Genomic DNA, 15,778 nt, shown 5'->3' with positions numbered 1-15,778 from the left:
AGAGTTTCTACTTGAGCACGCTCAATGAGAGCAATATTAGCAGTACTCACCGGAGTTTTTCTTTCAGTACGCTCAATGTGAGCAACATTGGCAGTGCTCACAAGGAACTCTTTCTCAGTACGCTCAATGAGCACGATATTGGCAGTACTCACAGAGGTATTTCTCTGAGCACGTTCAATGAGAGTAGCATTGGCAGTAATCGCATAATTTACTCTTTGAGTATGACCAATAAAATTTAAATATGATCGCCACAAAAAATAAAGGTATAAAAAAGGCTAAGACAGACGTCTTAGCCTTTCCTTTTAATATTATACGGAGGGTAGATCGGGATTCAGAACTCGTCCTTTTTCCATGACTTTTTCACCGTCGATCCAGAAGGTCGGTTCCTTGACCACACAGTCGATGTGTACGCCGGCTTCAGTCACGCCGCCGAAAGGTTTATTTGAACCAAAGGCTATGTGGATCGTTCCGAATACTTTTTCATCTTCCAGTACGACTCCTGTGATACGGGCAGTCGGGTTTGTGCCGATCCCAAATTCGGCGATGGTTTTGCCGTCTTCCGTCCCGAGGAGCTCGAGCAGCTCTTTACCCTGACGGCCAGTCGCATCGACGAGTTTGCCGTCTTCAACAGTTAACGTCACCGGCTGATCCACTTTACCGATCTGTGCGATCGATCCGTCAACGATGATTTTTCCATTCGCTGAATCTTCGAGCGGTGCAATGAAAGCTTCGCCTGAAGGGACATTCCCGGCTTGTCCTTTTTCGCGGAATATACCGGTACTTGGGATCCCTTTACGGCCATTGATCGAAAAGGTCAGGACTTCTCCGTCTTTTTCGATCTTCACTTCACTGGAACGTTCCAGCAGGTCAGTAAAATAACCGGTCAGTTTCTGAACGGTATCCGGGTCTGCTTCGATCGCCCCTTTTTCCAGCATCGACAAGGTGATCCCTGGCATCGTTCCGATACGTGTGCCGGTAGCCGCAGCTTCTTTCTTGGCACGGGTATGCGTCAGACTGGCTGTCGTCACACACAATGCCACATCCGCATCCTTCATTGCCTGCGCGATCAATGCCGGAGGTTCTTCACCAGATTTATATATCGCAGGAAACTGTGAAAAGACCGTTTCGTTCCCCTTGATACAGGCAGCTTCATAAAACGGTATGGCAATATCGCGCATGCGGTCATCGGTGATGATCACCACTTTTTCCTCTTTCTTTAAATCGAAATTATTCTCGAACACTTTCAGAGCGTTATCTATATAATTGGTCATGATTCTTCTCCTCTTCTATTAAACGTCTACATCTATCATATCGAAAAATGTCCCTATAAAACAATACATAATTTTAAGCGAATCATTTCACACATTAAAATGATTCGTAGTTGTTGTTTAAAATCAGAACGTGTACACTTAAGAAAAGACTGAAAGGATGACAGATATGACTGAAAAAATGAATGCCTATGGCTTTTATGATCCTCAAAAGGAAAAAGATCTTCCTACATTTGAGAAGGTTGTTCTGGATAGACCGGAACCCAATAAACGTGAGATCCTTGTCGAAGTGAAAGCGGTAGGACTAAACCCCACAGATTTCGCGACATGGATGATGAAAAAGGAAACAGACGACTCCTTTACTATATTAGGACGGGATATTTCCGGAAAAGTCGTTGAGGTCGGTGAAGAAGTTAAACTATTCAAAAAAGGGGACGACGTGTTTTACCCCGGTTCGAGTAATGTTCAAGGTGCCCAGGCCGATTATCACCTCATCGATGAACGTATGGTAGCCCTTAAACCGAAGAATCTGACCTATAGCGAAGCGGCAGCGCTACCTCTCACTTCCCTCACCTCTTATGAAGTGATGCATGACCGTCTGGATCTGTTTTCACTGTCAGAAGATCCCGGCGATGTCACTTTGCTGATCGTCGGAGCAGCCGGCGGCGTGGGCTCAGTCGCCTGCCAGATTGCTTTGAATTACGGCTTCAATGTCATTGGGACGGCTTCCCGTGATGAAAGCAGAAGTTACATCAAGGAATTGGGCGTTAAACACATCATCGACCATACACAGCCATACAAAAATCAGCTCGAAGAATTGGGCATCAAGCAAGTGGACGCTGTTTTCCTCGCGGCCAAAGCTGACGAGAATATCCGTGAAGTCGGTAAAGTCATTGCACCGCAGGGACGTGTCTGTTCCCTTCTGCCGCTTCAGAATCCGTTGCCTGGAAGTTTCTTCGGAAAGAGTATCACGTTCAGTTATGAACTGATGTATACACGTTCCGTTTACGAAACACAGGACTGGATCAAGCAGCACGAATACCTGACTGAGCTAAAAAATCAGGTCGAGCAGGGATTTATCGTGTCTAATCTGGAAACACTGTTCAGCGAAATGAATGAAGAGACGATCAGAAAAGCCTACGAACAATTACAGACAGAACACACGATTGGCAAGATCGTGCTGGCACATGACAACTAAAATTATCTATCTATAGATACACTGAAAGCCACTGAATGGATCAACCCATCCGGTGGCTTTTTTTACTCAACTTATTCAGTGTAACGTACGTAAAGCAATATGCCGGGAAACTCAGTCCGAAGAAAAACAGCATCGGCACAAAGTATAAACTGATCAGCAGGTATACAAAAAGGATCAGGATCAAAGTGAAGGTGTACTGCGGGTAGCGGATGACCGTAACATACGCCTGAACGACACGTGCTTTCAGCCGCTTCAGTGGTTTAGATGCAGAGTCTTCAGAAAATAGAAAGACCAGCTGATACATGAATAACATGAATACGAGTAGAGTCAAGATCAGAAAAATGCCGAGCAGCAGTGAGCGTATCACCGAATTTATGGGCATGAAGTAAATGACCAGCATATCCATAACGGCTACTATAAGAACCATGACCGGCAGCCCCTGTCGTTTGAAACTCGAAAACAGATTCCTTTTGACATAGCTGAAAAAGGTTTGACCCAATGCCGTTTCTCTGTCTTTTACATGTCTATAAACACAATAAAAGAGAGCTTCAGTACCAGCAAAAAGCGGAATGACAAGCAGCGCACTGACCAGCCAATAAATATTTAAAAGTGCCAGCGTAGAAACGGTCTCAGTAAACTTCACTACGACAGCATCTTCATTTTGAACCGGATTCGTCATCGCTCCTCTTCCTTTCAGTTCCGTTAAATTCTTATCCTTTCGACCCGCCAGTCAGATCCATGCCTTCAATAAAGTATTTCTGTGCAAAGAAGAACAGCAGGATGGTCGGGATCATGACCAGTGTCGCACCCGCCATCAGGTAATTCCACTGTGTGGTCGACTGATTCTGAAAGCTCTGCAGGCCGATCTGCAACGTGTAATTTTCCTCACGTGTAATGTAAAGCAAGGGACCCAGAAAGTCGTTCCAGGCACCATTGAATGACATGATACCGATCGTAATGAGTGCAGGTTTGGTGAGCGGCATCATGAGCCGGCTCCAGATATACAAATGATTGGCCCCGTCCATCTGTGCCGCTTCGATCAGCTCATTGTTCACCGACATATAAAACTGACGCATCAGGAAAATATAGAAGGCACTCCCAAAGAACGACGGCACGATTAATGGCAGGTATGTGCCAACCCAGCCGATCTGTGTGAACAGGATATATTGAGGGATCATTGTAACGAAGCCCGGCACCATCATGGTGGCTAGAACTAAAGCAAACAGGATGTTCTTTCCCGGAAAATCGATTTTGGCGAAGCCATAAGCTATAAAGGAATTGGATAAAACATTCCCGGCAACCACAAAAGCCGTGATCAGCAGGGTGTTCTGCATGTAATTAAAGAACGGAAACGCCTGAACGGTAAAGGCATAGTTCTCCCATCGGAACGTTTCGGGCAAAAGTGTCGGAGGAAAACTGACGATTTCTTCCATCGATTTCAGTGACGTACTTAACATCCATCCCAGCGGTGCGAGCAGAACCAGACTCACTGCTATGAGAATGATATAAACAAGGATTTTACCGATAAGCTGCTGCCGCTTGCGACTTTTGAAGTGTTTTTTCTTTACTTTAGGCTCCGCTTTCTCATTCGCCGGCACATCTTTAGTTAAATCCATACTTTTTCCCCCTTTCTAAATCTGAATCCATTAATAATTGACCCATTTGGGAGCCAATTTCAGGTTGATAAAAGTCAAGCTTAAGACAATAATAAACAGGATCATGGACATTGCCATCGCATAGCCCATATCAAAGGCCACGAAGGCTTTGTTCCACATATGGAGGTTATAGAACAGCAGCGAATTCGACGGTCCGCCGGTTCCCCCTTCTGTCATAACATACGCTTCCTGGAAGATCTGGAATGCACCGATCGTTGATGTGACGATATCATAGAAGATGATCGGCGTGATCAGCGGCAAGGTGATATGGAAAAACTTACGGGTAAATCCTGCTCCATCCACTTCTGCTGATTCATAAAGCTGTTTTGGGACATTCTGCAGCGTCGCCAGATACAGCAGCATGGCTCCGCCGACACTCCACAAACGCATAAGTATCAAAGCCGGTTTAGTCCATTCCGGATCGAACAGCCAGGCCGGTCCGTCGATTCCTACCCATGACAGGGCGGTATTCACCAGTCCGGATGAAGGCGAGAGCAGCTGCATCCATAAGACATAGACAGCTACACCGGATAAGACGGCAGGTAAGTAAAAAATCGTTCGAAACGCACGAATACCAAAAATCCTACGGTTAAGCAGAACAGCTAAAAAGACACTTCCGACAGCTGTCAGTGGGACATTGAATGCGACATAGTAAGCTGTATTATATAACGACGTCATGAACAGCTGATCCTGTGTGAACATTTGTCTGAAGTTGGCAAGTCCGATAAAATCCATCTGGGACGTAATATTATAATTCGTGAAACTCCCATAAAATGAAAAAAGCATGGGCAGAAACATAAAACTTAAAAACCCGATAATAAATGGCGAAACAAACAGCAGTCCCCACCAGGCATCTTTCTTTTTTCGCTTGGACCACTTTTTCCTTCTAAAACTTTTCATTTCTTCTACTGCTTTTTTAAATTGGGACGTATCTGCATTTTTCATCTTCAAACACCTCTTTCCATGATAGAAGAAAAAGGGAATGCTCTCATCCCCTTTTTCTCTACCTTATTCCATCAGAACTTACTGATTCTGTTCAACCAGGTTTTCTACTGATTCCTGTGCTGCATCGAGTGCTTCCTGTGCAGTTTTTTCACCGAGGAATGCTGCATCGATCTCGGCATTGACCAGTGGAATATAGTCAGGGGCAGTCAGCGGTACAGGTGTAATGACAGTTGTCTCCAGGCTTTCCTGAGCCATCTGATACATTTCCTGACCCTGTTCTTCTAAATCAGGATGTGACGTCAAGTTTTCATTGGCTTCTATATTGGCCATGATATCAAAACTGTTCATTCCGAAGCGTTCCTGAACTTCTGTTGAAGTCAGATACTGAAGGAATTCAAAGGAAGCTTCAGGGTTTTCCGTATTTTCAGGAATTTCTAAAACAAAGCCGCCTCCCCATGTCCAGTGACCACTGCCTTCTTCGTATTCAGGCAAACGGAACACGCCGTAATTCAAGTCTTCTGGAGCATTTTCACGCAGATTAGTGTAGTAATTCAAGTTCTGTCCACGCATGGCGACAAGGCCAGAGATGAACGGATCGGCTACTCCTGAACCAAACTCAGCTTCAAATTGATTGATCGTATCGCGACCATAATGATCCTGCTGCTCGAGCATCCATTCAAGAGCCGCAACTTTTTCAGGTGTATTGATCGTGACATTCCCTTCATCGTCAAACCAGGATACGCCTTCATCAGCATTCAGCGCCCACACGTCAGGTCCAATATTCCAGCGCGGATAGAAACCGATCTGTTCCCAGTCATCTCCTGACTGAATATCGAGTGCCCGTGCATCTTCTTCCAGCTCTGCCCAAGTGGTCGGAGGACTCTCCGGATCCAGTCCTGCTTCTTCAAAAGCATCTTTATTATAGAAGATGACCTGTGTATCGGTATTAAACGGGACGGCGTAAGCTTCATCTTCATAAATCACCGTATCCCAGAGCTGAGGATAGAAATTCTCGGAAAAACTGTCGTCTTCGATAAACTGCTGGAGATTCGTCGCCTGCTCTGCTTCTGCACGCTGTCTGACACTGTTGATGTCCTGAACGATCACATCAGGGGCATTACCGCCTGCGATTGCTGCCAGCGACTTCGTCCAGATATCGCCCCAGGGCTGATAGACGTATTCGACTTCTATATTATCATTTTCATTATTAAAATCTTCTATAATGGCTTCAATCGTTTCACGCCTTGGTCCCGAACCCCAGAATGACCAGAATTCAAGCTGGACCGTTTCTCCGCTGTTTTCTGATCCGGCATTCTCTTCTGTATCAGGCGTGTCTTCTCCCGCAGGATCGGATTCAGCGTCATCTGCACAGGCGGCTAAAATCAAAGGTGTTGACGTTAAAATAAGACCCCGTTTAATATGTTTTTTCCAGGCTATAGTACTCAACTTAATTCCTCCTTTAGTTTTCGGCAAATAAATATGTACGAACCCACATGGTCGGTACACTTAATATAGTAAGCCTGTTTTTTTAAAGAAGCAATTAATAAGCCTTGCTTACTGCTAAGATATTAGAAGCGGTTCTAGAAACACTTGTTATTATAATTACGTTTTATAAAAAATACTGAGTGATTATATTACTATTTTAACATTCAAGAAAGAACTGGACACAAAAAAAGAGCGAGAAGTATAACATCTCTCGCTCTTTTCTGGAAAACCCTTTCTCACTCTACAAGTTAAAATACTTTAAAAAAACTAATCCTTGTCCCAGCTGCCGGCGAGTGACTTGATCGTACTTTCTAAAGCCCCTGCCAGAATGAAAATGATCCACGACCACGCCCATGTCCCCTGAGTGAAACTGAAGACAAAATAGATGACCACGATGATAGGCCAGTAAATCTCGTCGATGACATAATCCACTTTCTTATTCCTTTTATGTTTGACCGTTTCTTTCTCGATCACTTCCACATATTTACCGTTATGCTTGATGCTTTCGTACGCGCTCCAGATATTGCCGCTATAGGTAAAGAAGATGATCCCGACACCGATGAGCAGCAGGGAAAAAGCAACACCGACCAATATGGGCAGGACCGCAGTCAATGCGCCCACCAGTATAGGCGTGATCGACATGATGCATAGTGACACTCCGGCCACGATACTGAAAATAAACGACCGCTTGTAGTCTTTCTGTTCAGAAATGAACTGTTCTTTATCACCTGGAAGAATGATATAAGGCGAAGAAAAGCGTTCAAGTTCACCTGCTTTCATTCCTTCAATAATAAACAGGCCGATGCCGATCACTGAAAAGCCGACCAGAAAGAGCAGTCCGATATATAGCGCCCCAGATAGGACAGACTGGAAAGCCAGAAACAGGAGCAGCCCGGCGACACCTGTAAGACATGCTAGAACACCCAAGCCGATGTTCCACCCCATTTTACCTTTGGCCTGAATATACTGCCTCAAGTCAGATTCACTCATCGTCTCATAATTTTTTGTGACTTGTTCATTCACACGGCTTACGCCGAATTCTTCCAGCAGCTCATCGATGTCGCCGAATTCAGCGATCACCGTGACGATCGCTTCATGTTCGGAAGCGCCGCTTTCTTTTAGTGCTGTATATTTGTCCTCCAGATTACCCAGGATATCCGCTTTTAATTGAACTGTTTCTTCTGTCACCGGAACCCCTTTGAACATCTGCTCGATATACTCTCTGATCGTATTCATTTATTATCCCCTCCAACTAATTTATCGACCACTTCTTTGGTGATACGCCACTCTTGTCTTTTTTCCTTTAAATAGTTTCTTCCGTTTTCAGTAATGGAATAGTACGTGCGCTTTTTCCCCTGTGTGACAGTCCCGGGATAAGAGGTGATGTAGCCATTCTTTTTTAAGCGTGCAAAGGCGGAATACATTGTTGTTTCCTTGATGATATAGGCATCATCTGTGAGTTCCCTGATTTGTCTGGACAGGTCATACCCGTAGGAATCCCCTTTTGTTAATAAGGACAGAAGAAACGTATCATTATAGCCTCTGATGACATCACTGCTGATCACTGGTTCTCTCCTCCTTCTCGTAGACTCTTGTTGTATGTAAACGTGTTTGTTTTAACGTGGGATAAAAGTACTTCATCTGTCGTTGTACTCAGTTTATCATTATCCTGCGAAAATTACTACATTTAACGTAGTAAAATTTAAAAATGCTTACTGCTGATTTTAAATAGGTGGGATTCGGATGAGGCCGAATCCAGACCTTATTAGATATTGTTGTACCGTTTATTTCGTAGGACCGTGTGAGGAATGCCTCATTCGTGCTGCTCAATACCAGTTTGGGGTGAGTACGTCTAATGAATGCTTCATTAGCATCACTCAAATCATTTTCGATGCGAGTACGTCGAATGAATGCTTCATTGGTATCGCTCAAATCACTTTTGATGCGAGTACGTCGAATGATCGTTCATTGACATTGCTCAAACCTTTTTCGATCTGAGTACGACGAATGATTGCCTCATTAGCATCATTCAAATCTTTTTCTGTGCGAGTACGTCGAATGATTGCCTCATTAGCATCATTCAAATCTTTTTCTGTGTGAGTACGTCGAATGAACGTTTCATTAGCATTACTCAAACTAGTTTCGAGGTGAGCAGGTCTATTGTAATGCTGCATAAAATATTCCGCGTCTAAAGTCTGTCTTATTCAGCAACTAGAAAGAACTGATCACTACCTACCTGTCGAAGTCGCTTATCTTCGGTAAGTTAAGCAAGCATATCGAAACGTACTTACCTAACTTGGCAGGTGTTCGGTAGTTAGAAAGCCCTGATCTACTCGTACCTACCGAAGGGGATATCTATTCGGTAGGTTAAAAGTAGTGTTCAACATGTACTTACCGAAGTGCCTGAATATTCGGTAGGTTGAGAGACCTTTTCGCGATGTACGTGTCGAATAGGGGTCAAGTTCGGTAAGTACTGTAAAAATCGCTCGCCGAACGTGTCGAAGTTAGTCACAAAATAATTTCCAATGCCTCTTTATAAGCAATCGGACAATCAATATTCAGAAAAAAACAGACGTTGAGCTGCTCGCCCAACGTCTGTCCATTCATCTCATTCAGTTTTCCAGTTATCCAGTTAATTTATGTCGCGTCGTCTGAATCCGATGAATCCGATCACCGATAAGATGATCGCTGCACCAGTCAGTGACAAAAAGACCGTCCAGCTCCAGTCTTCGATCGGTATTTCCGGCACGTAGTGAAAGGCTGACAAGTTACTCAACCATTCCGGAAAGTCGAAGAGTTCACCAAAATAAAGATTCACAAAGACAAATCCTAAATACAGCCAGGCGAGAGAAGTCAGTTTCGGTAACCAGCCCAATAACAGGGTGCCCAGTCCGATCATCACGAATATGGCCGGAACATAACCCATACCTGCGAGCAGAACGTCGACGAAATCAACATCAAAGTCCATCACCACCGCGGCGCCTCCAAAGGTAAGCGACGTCACCAGCTGCATGAAGACGGCAATGAGTGCACTCAGGATGAAGAAGGTGCCTAAAATGACATAGCGTGAATGGGTCCCGGCGATCAGTTTGTCCAGCCGTCCTTTCTTCTCTTCGCCATGGATACGATAGAGAAACTGTACCGCAGGGATCGAAGAAATGATTCCCAAAACGCCAAGGATCATCGCCATGAACTGCTCGGACATACTGATGCCTTCCTGACCGGCAATGATCTGGCTGACGACGTCATTCCCTTCCAAAAGACTGTCCACGTCCCCGATCACCGAGCCGTAGGAAATCCCCAGCAAAGCCATCGATGCCGTCCAGACGATCAGCGGCGTTTTGATGAGATCAAGGACGAAGCCAGCAGGGGTTTTTAAGAAGGCAGAAGCATGTCGCTTTCCATCCCTGTCCGGCAGCAGGCCTGAGCCCATGTCGCGTTTCTGTTTCAAATACAAAGCCAAAGCGATCAACAGCAGGCTGATGCCTAAACTGATGAAAACTGGATACCAGTAGTTGTTGACGAAGGGTTCAGTATTATAGAGCAGCCCCAGTGGTGAGAACCAGCTGAGGAACGGCATGCTTCCGTCACCGATGATCCGGATGACATAAGAGAGACCCAAGACACCAAAGGCCAGCATCATGGCCCCTCTCGCATTGGATGAAAGCTGAGCGGTAACCAGCGTCACAGCACCGAAAAATATCCCGATGCCGGCATAGATCGTCCCGGTCAGCAGCGCGCCTTCCAGCGCCATGCTGCTGTCTCCAAAAGCAAGCAGCACACCCGCCGAAATGATCAGAACGAGGATATTCGTGGTGACCAGCAATAGAATAGCTGCTGTTGTGTGCGCCACTCTTCCCGTGGGTTGAGCCTGGATCAGTTCGAGGATACCGTCCTCTTCTTCAGACCTTGTATTTCTGACGACCAGTAATATCGACATAATAGCTAATAAGACAAAGGTCATGATCGTCATCATATGCGTATACATCGCACCGATCGTATAATTGTTCTCACCCACAGCACGTCCAAACAATGCTTCCATCGCCGGGTTCTGCATCGCAAAAGCCATGGCTTCCCTCTCTGCTGGATCACCGTAGACTTCTACAAAGGCAAAGACACCTACAAAGACGAAAAAGGCAGCACCTAAGAGCCATAAAAAGATTTTCAACCAGTCTTTCTTCAAAGAAAAACGAAACAGCCGTCCCGTCTGCGCGAATGCTTGAGCCACTTAGACCCCTCCTCTCGTCGATTCATAATGACGCATGAACAGGTCTTCGAGTTTAGGTGGTGCACTCTCAAGTTTAGTGACGCGATACGGTTCGATATAGCTTAAAAATTCAGGCATCTTTTCACTGTCCAGTTGAAAAATGATTTCGCCTTTTTCACGCACGACATCGTGAGCAAAAGCCTGTTTTTCAAGCGCCGGTACATCTTCTTCAGTTTTCAAGATGATCTGCGTCCGGGTCAAGTGTCTCAGTTCATCCAGAGAACCCGATTCCACGATCTCGCCCTGGCGGATGATCGCAACGGTGTCACAGAGCTGTTCGACTTCTGACAGGATATGACTGGATAAAAGAACACTGGCGCCTCGCTTTTGAGCTTGTCGCGCCTGTTCCTGGAAGACACGCTCCTGCAGCGGATCTAGTCCGGCTGTTGGTTCATCAAAAATGTAGACATCGGCATCGCCCGCAAACGCTGCGATCAGCGCCACTTTCTGACGGTTCCCTTTTGAGTAGCTGCGGCATTTTTTAGTCGGGTCGAATTCAAAATGGCGGATCAGTTCTTCCTTGCGCTGCTTGTCCACTTTCTGTCCACGCATGCTGAGGAACAGATCGATGACCTCTCCGCCTGTCAGATTCGGCCATAAATTGACATCCCCGGGTACATAGGCCACGCGTTTATGGATATCTACAGCCTCGTCCCAGACATCTTTTCCAAAAATAGACGCGTCACCGCCGTCTGCTTTGATCAGGCCAAGCAGTATTCTTATCGTCGTGGACTTGCCTGCCCCGTTCGGTCCGATAAAGCCGACGATTTCACCTTTAGTTACATCAAAACTTACATCCGACAAGGCCTGTGTTTTCCCGAAAGCCTTCTTCAGTCCTTTGATCTCGATCACTTTTTCCATTCGTCCATCACTCCTCCAGCTGATTCTTGCATCTTTTTTTAAATATACTTCAATGTCAGGTCCATGACCTGGCTGATATTGTTCTTATCCTGGCTATACTTGGATGATGACACTGTTTGCCTTTTTTCATCGAAGTATTTCCCCGACACAGTGTTCATTTCAGGCGAAAGGGCCAGATACGTATACGTTTCAGCCATCTCTTCCGGTGAAATCGAGAATTTGCTCTTCACTGCATACATGCGTTTCATGATTGCTGACAGATCAGGATACCTGTCCAGATCGACTTTAACGTTCGGCACGCGTATGGCGTTGACTGTAATGGGTGTGTCCTTCAATTTATCAGCCAGCCAGTACGTGTACATGACTTGAGCCAGTTTCGACTGATAATAAGCTTTCTCCACGCTATACTTGCTCTCCCTGAGTTCAGGATCCTCCAGATCGACTTTTAAAAAAGGGTGCATGACCAGTCCCTGTGACGACACAGTGAGTACGCGTCCTTGTTCGCTCCGCTTAAGTTCATCCATCAATAAGTCCGTGAACAATACGGGACCGATATGATTCGTTGCCCAGACCGTTTCAACGTCTTCTTTTGAAAACTGCGGCTTTTTTCTGCTGATATCGAAATCGGCGGCATTATGGATCAGGATATCCAGGACGGGATGTTTCAGCTTGACTGTCTCTGCGGCCTTTTTGATAGACGCCTGTGAACTCATATCGATGAGCAGCAGTTCGACCTCTTCGCTGCCGCTCTGCGCTCTGATATCTTCCAGTGCTGTGCGGCCTCTTTCTTCATTCCGGCAGCCGATAATGACCGTGACGCCGGCCTCAGCCAACTGGATCGCGGCTGCTTTACCGATACCTGAATTTCCACCTGTGATCAGACATACTTTCTTTTTCATGGGTCATTCACTCCCGTCTTCACTCAACGTCTTTAGACTGTTCACCCTTTGAGTTTTTGTAATAGATTTTTTTCAGATGATCCAGATGTTCATAAAACTCTTCATAAAAAGGCTTTAGGTTTTCATTCGTATAGTCCTGGAAATCTGCCTGTTTAAAACGCTGTTCCAGTTCGGCCCGGAAACCTTCGATCGTCCAGCGTATAAATTTAAGCGACGTTTCTTTAGGGATATCTTCTCTGAATTTTGAAAAATCGATATTTCGAGTCAGCAGACTGCCCCAGATTTCTTCAGCCTTCTGCCGCTTCTTAACGAGATCCTCCGGCAAAACATAGTTCTCCGAGTGCATCAGGATATGTGCCATAAAGCTGAGTGCCCGTTCGTAACGGGCATAGACTTGCCACTTCAATACACTCATTTCCTCTATACGATTGAAAAAATCTGTTTCATCAAAATCGATCCGACTCAAATATTCCCTGTAGGCAATCTCAAAAGCTTCGTTGATCAGGTAATTAAAAAGTGTTTCTTTGTTGCCGAAATAATAGAACAGTGTCCCTTTACCTATGCCTGCATCTTTAGCTATCTGATTCGTCGACGCCTGTTTATAACCTTTTTCACTGAACTCTTTAAAAGCCGCATTCAGGATCCTTTCCTGTTTCTCCTTTTCCAGAGATTGAAAAGCATCATCCATGATTTCCCCCCTCGCTGATACATCTTCGACCAGTGCGGTCAGTTTACCTTAAAAAAAATCGACCACTCTGTTTATACGCTTACAGTACCATATCTGACCAGAGTGGTCAATCATCTTCTACCATGACTATCATCTTTCTAAATACTGCTCTTTTCAGAGACACGTTCCACGAGATTAAGCCCGATGCCCATGAACAGTATACCCATGAGCAGCAGGGCTGAGACAGGTTCTAACAGCTCCGTGACCCCTCTGTCCTGGATCACAGCCCCCATCATCCCTTGTATGCCATGCTTGATCGGCGTAAGCTCGGCCAGGAACAATAAGATAGGGTTACTGACTACTTCAAGCGGCCAGAACGCTCCGCCGACCATTGCCATCGATGTTGCGACGATCGGGATCACGACCTGCAGCTGCTGCGGTGACGACACCAGTCCAATGATCAGAAGACCCAGCGAAACAATGGCGAACACGAAGCTCACCGTCACCACCAGCATGGCCACATAATTGTTCCCCAGGCTGATGCCTAAAAGTGCGTCCAAAATAACGAATGCCAGACCGATCTGAAACAGACCGACTAAAAAGTAGTGCAGCAACTGACCCAAATAAATAGTGGTTTTGCTCAAAGGAGAAAAAATCAGCCGGTTCCACGTTCCCGTTTTCTTCTCTTCGACAAGATTGATCATCAGCAGCAGGATCGAAAAAATCGAGAAGTAAAAAGTCATGCCGACTAACAGCATAATGGGGAAGACCTGATTAGTTGAAGCAGCCTCATTACCGGTCACAGTATTTAATGTGATAAAGGTTTCAACTTCCACAGGATCCGTCCCATCGGTTTGTGCGATGGCCGACAGCCTTTTTTCACGCGTAAAAATCTGATCGACATGCTGAACGATCGGAGACATCTCCATATTTTCACGTCCCACTAAAAACCGGTAATCGTCTTCATTCAGCTCCAGAGCAAAGGCTGTTTTATTCATTCGTATCCGTTCATAAACTGTCTCATAGTCACTCTCTTCAAAAATAAATGTTTCATCTTCGTTCAACATTGCCAGCCATTCGTCTAATTCTTCGCTCGACAGTTCCTGGCTGAATGTCCGCACGGTGATTTGCTGGTTGCCCTGGCTCCCGCCCATGAAGTAAACGAAAAGTACCGTCAATCCTAAAAACAACAGGACGAGTAACGGTTTTTTAAAAAGACGCTGCCACTGCAGTTTAAATACAGTCCACATTTAATCCAGCCTCCTTTTCGGAAAGATCACGATACTCATTCCAGCAAGCACGACAGCCATGATGACGACTCTGACCATGAGAGATGAGACTTCTGCAAGAGAAAAGCCCTGCAGGAGCTGCAGATAACTGGTCATCATCGCACCATTCGGGGTCCAGTTCCCTAATGTTTTCAAACTCTCGGAAAACTGTTCGACCGGGGTGAAACTCCCTCCGATAAAAGCAAAGAGCGTAACGATGAGCCCATCGAAGGTACTTGCTGAAGCATCGCTGTTTGAATAGAGCGTAATGGAGGTCAGCAGACTGGTGATCGCCCCTACGACAAACGCCAGGACTAGCGTGGCAAGGCCCGTATCCAGCCAGAATGACAGATTTCTGCCGGAAAACGTGCCAAATATGAGGGTACTCAAGCCAAAGAGGATAGCAACTTGAACGAACGTGATCCCCATACCGGAAACAAGTTTGCTCAAGAGATAGTTTATCGGCCTGGTCCCTGAGACGATAAGTCGGCCGAAGACGTGCTGTTCTTTCTCCTTATAGGCCCGACTCGCCAAAGCGGGGGCAGTGTATAGCGCGAACATCATCCCCATGCCCACCGTATAATATTGAAAGGAAGTGATGGGCTCTGCCGCATTCAGCGAAACGATCTCACCATAGTCGTTATCTGCAGCAGCAGTCTCCTCTTCACCCTCTAAAGCGAGAGCTATCGATAACTCGAGGTTGAACCGGTCCACAAATGTTCTGGTGATACTCCTCAGGATATCCGCCGGTACACTTTGAAAGTTAACCAGCGCCAGATCCAATCCGGACACGGCTCGTTCGTTCAAGAGGACAGTTTTCCAGAGGTTTACTGAAAAACCTTCAGGAATAACGATCACACCTTCTACCTCCCCTTCTTCAAGGGCTTCTTCTGCTGAGGTGCGGCTCGACATTTCTGAAATGGTGACCCATTCACTTACCTCATCACTTTCCAGGACATTGAACAGTTCGTCCCTCGGATTCAAATCGTCCGTGACAGCCAGGAGCTGCGTTCTTTCTGCTTCTCCCATACCGATAGCCATCAAATGGTTTTCAAATGTTTCTACCGCTTCAGCCTCAGTCTGTTCTTCTACGACCGCAACAGAAAAAGGCTCGATGGAAAAGCCGGCCGACAACAGATCTCCCAGAGCAAAGCCCAGGATAGCAATCAGGAGTAACGGCATCAGCAAAAGCTGCATCAGCTCAGAACGGCTGCGGGACAACAGTTGAAAGTCTTTTTTTATTAAATGCAGCATATCATCCCTCC

Annotated in this window: 15 protein-coding genes; 1 reads left to right on the top strand and 14 read right to left on the bottom strand. The window is 45.8% G+C overall.

What is annotated here, in order from left to right; translation table 11 throughout:
- Positions 1–308 precede the first annotated feature (308 nt).
- On the bottom strand, positions 309–1,271 hold the full coding sequence (locus BMX84_RS05590; protein ID WP_091487934.1) for an aminopeptidase: 963 nt from the start codon (positions 1,269–1,271) through the stop codon (positions 309–311).
- Positions 1,272–1,437: 166 nt separating this feature from the next.
- Between BMX84_RS05590 and BMX84_RS05585 the strand changes: the two genes are divergently transcribed.
- A complete protein-coding gene (locus tag BMX84_RS05585; RefSeq protein ID WP_177165477.1) occupies positions 1,438–2,466 on the top strand; it encodes a zinc-binding alcohol dehydrogenase family protein in 1,029 nt (342 codons plus the stop codon).
- 40 nt (positions 2,467–2,506) lie between these two features.
- On the opposite strand, the gene BMX84_RS05580 is transcribed toward BMX84_RS05585, so the two are convergent.
- The 13 genes from BMX84_RS05580 to BMX84_RS05520 form a co-directional block, all read right to left on the bottom strand.
- Positions 2,507–3,145 (bottom strand): DUF624 domain-containing protein, encoded by a 639-nt coding sequence (locus BMX84_RS05580; protein WP_091487929.1) that lies wholly within the window; start codon positions 3,143–3,145, stop codon positions 2,507–2,509.
- Positions 3,146–3,176: 31 nt separating this feature from the next.
- Positions 3,177–4,082 carry a carbohydrate ABC transporter permease gene (locus BMX84_RS05575; RefSeq protein ID WP_091487926.1) on the bottom strand — a complete coding sequence of 302 codons (906 nt, stop codon included), beginning with the start codon at positions 4,080–4,082 and terminating at the stop codon, positions 3,177–3,179.
- A gap of 30 nt (positions 4,083–4,112) precedes the next feature.
- A complete protein-coding gene (locus tag BMX84_RS05570) occupies positions 4,113–5,021 on the bottom strand; it encodes a carbohydrate ABC transporter permease (protein WP_246119120.1) in 909 nt (302 codons plus the stop codon).
- A gap of 123 nt (positions 5,022–5,144) precedes the next feature.
- Positions 5,145–6,512, bottom strand: a complete 1,368-nt coding sequence (locus BMX84_RS05565; RefSeq protein WP_246119118.1) for an ABC transporter substrate-binding protein — start codon at positions 6,510–6,512, stop codon at positions 5,145–5,147.
- A 306-nt stretch (positions 6,513–6,818) separates the two neighbouring features.
- A complete protein-coding gene (locus tag BMX84_RS05560) occupies positions 6,819–7,787 on the bottom strand; it encodes a permease prefix domain 1-containing protein (RefSeq protein WP_091487922.1) in 969 nt (322 codons plus the stop codon).
- Complete coding sequence (locus BMX84_RS05555; protein WP_091487919.1) at positions 7,784–8,116, bottom strand: PadR family transcriptional regulator; 333 nt, start codon at positions 8,114–8,116, stop codon at positions 7,784–7,786. The genes BMX84_RS05560 and BMX84_RS05555 overlap by 4 nt, the downstream gene beginning before the upstream one ends.
- 363 nt (positions 8,117–8,479) lie before the next feature.
- The gene (locus BMX84_RS05550) at positions 8,480–8,725 is read right to left on the bottom strand and encodes a hypothetical protein (RefSeq protein ID WP_091487917.1); all 246 of its coding nucleotides are present in this window, start codon (positions 8,723–8,725) and stop codon (positions 8,480–8,482) included.
- 458 nt (positions 8,726–9,183) lie between these two features.
- Entirely contained in the window at positions 9,184–10,779 is a 1,596-nt protein-coding gene (locus tag BMX84_RS05545; RefSeq protein ID WP_091487914.1) for an ABC transporter permease, read from the bottom strand.
- Positions 10,780–11,679, bottom strand: coding sequence for an ABC transporter ATP-binding protein (locus BMX84_RS05540; protein ID WP_091487912.1), 900 nt, complete (start codon positions 11,677–11,679; stop codon positions 10,780–10,782).
- A gap of 38 nt (positions 11,680–11,717) precedes the next feature.
- On the bottom strand, positions 11,718–12,578 hold the full coding sequence (locus BMX84_RS05535; RefSeq protein ID WP_091487911.1) for an SDR family NAD(P)-dependent oxidoreductase: 861 nt from the start codon (positions 12,576–12,578) through the stop codon (positions 11,718–11,720).
- Positions 12,579–12,597: 19 nt separating this feature from the next.
- Complete coding sequence (locus BMX84_RS05530; RefSeq protein WP_091487909.1) at positions 12,598–13,266, bottom strand: TetR/AcrR family transcriptional regulator; 669 nt, start codon at positions 13,264–13,266, stop codon at positions 12,598–12,600.
- Between the two features lie 137 nt (positions 13,267–13,403).
- Positions 13,404–14,495 carry an ABC transporter permease gene (locus BMX84_RS05525; protein ID WP_091487906.1) on the bottom strand — a complete coding sequence of 364 codons (1,092 nt, stop codon included), beginning with the start codon at positions 14,493–14,495 and terminating at the stop codon, positions 13,404–13,406.
- On the bottom strand, positions 14,496–15,767 hold the full coding sequence (locus tag BMX84_RS05520) for an ABC transporter permease (protein ID WP_091487904.1): 1,272 nt from the start codon (positions 15,765–15,767) through the stop codon (positions 14,496–14,498). It lies immediately after the preceding gene.
- Positions 15,768–15,778: the final 11 nt, after the last annotated feature.

Origin of the sequence: Alkalibacterium putridalgicola, assembly GCF_900109825.1 — a bacterium.
GTDB classification, from domain to species: Bacteria; Bacillota; Bacilli; order Lactobacillales; family Carnobacteriaceae_A; genus Alkalibacterium; species Alkalibacterium putridalgicola.
Note: the sequence above shows the minus strand (reverse complement) of the source record. Positions and strands in the feature narration are given on the sequence as shown.